Origin of the sequence: Endozoicomonas sp. ISHI1 (assembly GCF_024606225.1) — a bacterium.
Lineage (GTDB): Bacteria > Pseudomonadota > Gammaproteobacteria > Pseudomonadales > Endozoicomonadaceae > Endozoicomonas_A.
The window spans coordinates 1-1,554 of record NZ_JAGRPU010000124.1 but is presented as its reverse complement, the minus strand read 5'-3'; the positions used below and the strand labels follow the sequence as shown (position 1 = coordinate 1,554).

Here is a 1,554-nt window from a genome sequence, read left to right as displayed (position 1 = left end):
TTTTCAGCCGTGGCATGGGATAGCGATAGATCTGAACACCGTCAGCCAGCACCTCAACCTCAAGCCGCTGCCCTTTAACAGTAAAAGACATCCCGTTGAGGTTCTGCATCAGCACAGCGATATAACTTAGGGCCAGCTCTTCTCCTGATGGAATAAGTCCAGAGACAGGTATCTCTACATTGTTGTTGGTCGTTCGCATCCCGGACAGAAAGTGACCAGGGATATCGTGATGCCAGGGCAAAAGGCTATGGGTTTTGAGTAGTGCTTCAAACAGTGTTTGGATGCCTTCTTTGGTAATGTCATGGGTTTTCAGTCCGAGGCAGGCTTCAAAGAGCCGTTTTAACCAGTGATGGGAATGCTCTTTGCTGAGTTTATGCAGGGCACCCAAGGAGGGAAACAGGTCGAACACAGCCTGAGCATGGTTGGCGTCCAGAAAACGCAACTGATCATCCTTTGTTAAGGGTTGCAGGATTTCCCAGTAGAGTCTTTTCATATAGTCGTGTTTCAGCACCCCGGATAGTTGTTGCAACCTGGCTGAGCATTGCTCCCATAGGCTTTGATTCGGCAATGACTTCAGCCGTTTGATGAAATAGACAAAACGTCGTCTGTCTTCATTGGAAGAAAACAGAGCCATTGCTTTATTTAACACCTGCAAAGGCACGTCTTTACTCGTATGACACCATAAAAAATCCCGGTCCTGTCGATTAGCCTTAAGGTAGTGCTCGACGCCTTTCCCTCCATAAGAAGACAGAAGTCTTGCCAATGATTCCAACATCAGAATGGTTTTAGTCTTTGCATGGAATTGCTGAAATTGTTGTAAAACCGCCCAGTTGAGTGACCAGTCTGGCTTAGAGGTGGAAAGATAAAGAGCCACTGTTTTTATTTGGCGATGGAATTTGTCATCCTCTGAATCGCTATCGTATTCGTCGTCCTCTTCAATCTCTGAATCACTGTTGTCTTCAGCAAATTCTGTTGACAGCGACTTTTTCAGTTGTGTTTCGAGATGTTGCAGCGCTTCAATGGCAGGTAGTCCTTCTGTTGTCCAGAGCCTGGTCATCATTTGCAGGAGCAGCGGATTGGGTGCAACTCCACAGCTTATCCAATCTATCAATTTTTTCACTGGCTCATGTTTGAGCACACCTTTGCCATTATTCATGGACGTAAAAGAGCGGAACAACTTCATATTGAACTCACTATCCTTGTCTTTCCATTCCGGCCAGCCCAGCACCTCTTTCACTTGCTCATGATTGAGCATGCCTTTGCCTCTATTCATGGATGAGAAAGAGCGGAACAGCTCCATGCTGAACTCGCCATCCTTGTCTTTCCATTCCGGCCAGCCCAGCACCACTTTCACTTGCTCATGATTGAGCATGCCTTTGCAATGATTCATGGATGAGAAGGCGCGTAACAGCTCCAAACTGAACTCGCCATGCTTGTCTTTCCATTCCGGCCAGCCCAGCACCTCTTTCACTCGCTCATGTTTGAGCATGCCTTTGCCAGTATTCATAGACGAGAGGGCGCGGAACCGCTCCATATTGAACTCGCCATGCTTGT

Annotated in this window: 1 protein-coding gene; it reads right to left on the bottom strand. The window is 47.3% G+C overall.

Annotation, left to right across the window (positions count from 1 at the left end):
* Positions 1-1,554 (bottom strand): hypothetical protein (locus KBW69_RS23320; RefSeq protein ID WP_257282528.1); only part of this gene is annotated, 1,554 nt, incomplete at both ends.